Below are 2,136 nucleotides of genomic sequence, written 5' to 3'. Positions count from 1 at the left end.
GCCCGAGCCGGTGGGACCAGGGCGTCCCCCTCGCCGACCTCGTGGACGTCGTCCGCCACTGGCGCACCGGATACGACTGGCGGTCGTTCGAGGCGCGCCTCGACGAGATCGGCCAGTTCCGCACGACGATCGACGGCCTGGGCATCCACTTCCTGCACCGCCGCTCCCCGCGCGCCGACGCCACGCCGCTGCTCCTGACGCACGGCTGGCCGGGCAGCGTCGCGGAGTTCACGCACGTCGTCGACGAGCTGGCCGACCCGGCGAATCCGGACGCGCCCGCGTTCCACGTCGTCGTCCCGTCGCTGCCGGGGTTCGGCCACAGCGAGCGACCGGCGGCCACCGGGTGGGGCATCGAGAAGATCGCGGCCGCGTGGGTCGTGCTGATGGTCCGGCTCGGCTACGACCGGTTCCTGGCCCACGGCGGCGACTGGGGCGGCGTCATCACCACGATCCTCGGCGGCCGGTTCCCGGACCACGTCATCGGCATCCACACGACGGTCGCGCAGCCCCCGCCCGGCCTGACCACGGACGGGCTGACGGCGGCCGAGCGCACCTGGGTCGAGGAGTCCCGTGACTTCTGGGGCCGGCGCGCGGCGTACGCGAAGCAGCAGGCGGCCCGGCCGCAGACCATCGGCTACTCGCTCGTCGACTCACCGGTCGGGCTGCTCGCCTGGATCCTGGACAAGTTCGCCGAGTGGTCGGACACCACCGACAGCCCGTTCGAGACCATGTCCCGGGACAGCGTCCTGGACAACGTCACCCTGTACTGGCTCACGCGCACGGGCGCGTCGTCGGCCAGGATCTACGCCGAGAGCCACGCCTCGCTCGACCCCGACCTCCGGGTCGACGTCCCGGCGGCGGTCACCACTTATCCCCGCGACATCGAGCGGTGGCCCCGGCCCTGGGCCCAGGAGCGGTTCCGCCAGATCGTGCGGTGGCGGACACCGGAGGCGGGCGGGCACTTCCCGTCCCTGGAGGTTCCGGGGTACTTCGTCCAGGACCTGCGCGAAGGCCTCGCAGCCGTGCAACGGGGATGACGCGGCCGTGCGGACGGGCGAGCCCCGTCCGCACGGCACCCCGGTCGACGCCCGGTCAGGACCCCGTCACCGAGAACGGTGCCCGCAGCAGGTCCGCGTCCCGCGAGGACGGCCCGACCAGCAGCTCGAACCCACCCGGCTCGACGACGCGGTTGCCCGCCTGGTTCACGATCGTGCAGTCCGCGACCGGCAGGTCGAGCTCGACCACGACGCTCTGCCCGGGGGCGACGTCCACCTGCCGGTAGCCCTTGAGCTCCTTGTCGGTCCAGCTCACGGACGTCACCGTGTCGCTGACGTAGACCTGCACGGTCTCACGCACCGGACGGGCACCCGTGTTGGTCAGGGTCACGCGGGCATGGATCGTGTCGTCCGGGCCCAGCTCGGCGGTCCGCAGCTCGAGGCCGCTGTACTCGACCGTGGTGTACGACAGGCCCTCGCCGAACACGAACGCGGGTTCCTGCGTCAGGTCGGCATACCGGTCCCCGTGCTGGCCGCGGAGCTGGTTGTAGTAGATCGGCTGCTGGCCCACGTGCCGGGCGAACGAGATCGGCAGGCGCCCGGACGGCTCGATCTGCCCGAGCAGCAGCTCGGCGACCGCCCGGCCGCCCTCCATGCCCGGGTTCGCCGTCCAGACCACGGCCGCGGCGTCCAGCGCGGACTGCGGCAGCACCAGCGGCTTGGACGCCATGACGACGACGACCAGCGGCGTGCCCGTCTCGGCCAGCGCGTCCAGCAGGGCGACCTGCCCGCCCACGAGCTCCAGCGTCGCGGTGGACCGGCCCTCGCCCACCAGCTCGACCTGGTCGCCCACCACGGCCACGACGTAGTCGGCGTCCCGTGCCTGTGCGACGGCCTGTGCGATCAGGGCCTCGTCGGGGTCGCGCGGGACGACCACCTTGGGCCGGGGCTGGCCGTCGGGGAACGTCTCGCCCTCCGGCGGCGTCACGAGCGAGAGGATCTCGGCGCCGAGCGCGCTGGTCACCGTCCAGCCCTGCGGGGTCAGCTCGCGCAGCCCGTCCAGCACGGTGGTGATCATGTCGCGCGGGTGGCCGTCGGGCAGCCAGTCGGCCTGGCCCGAGCTGCCGGCCCAGTCGCCGAG

2 protein-coding genes are annotated in these 2,136 nt (G+C 73.3%); one reads left to right on the top strand and one right to left on the bottom strand.

The window, feature by feature from the left end; translation table 11 throughout:
- A partial coding sequence (locus tag PROKR_RS30320) for an epoxide hydrolase family protein (protein WP_036971776.1) occupies positions 1-1,037 on the top strand: 1,037 nt, incomplete at its 5' end.
- Between the two features lie 55 nt (positions 1,038-1,092).
- Here PROKR_RS30320 and PROKR_RS30315 read toward each other — a convergent pair.
- The coding region (locus tag PROKR_RS30315) for a glycoside hydrolase family 3 C-terminal domain-containing protein (protein ID WP_036971773.1) at positions 1,093-2,136 on the bottom strand (1,044 nt) is incomplete at its 5' end.

The sequence above is a fragment of the Promicromonospora kroppenstedtii DSM 19349 genome (assembly GCF_000515355.1).
GTDB lineage: Bacteria > Actinomycetota > Actinomycetes > Actinomycetales > Cellulomonadaceae > Promicromonospora > Promicromonospora kroppenstedtii.
This window is presented reverse-complemented; position numbering and strand designations above follow the sequence as displayed.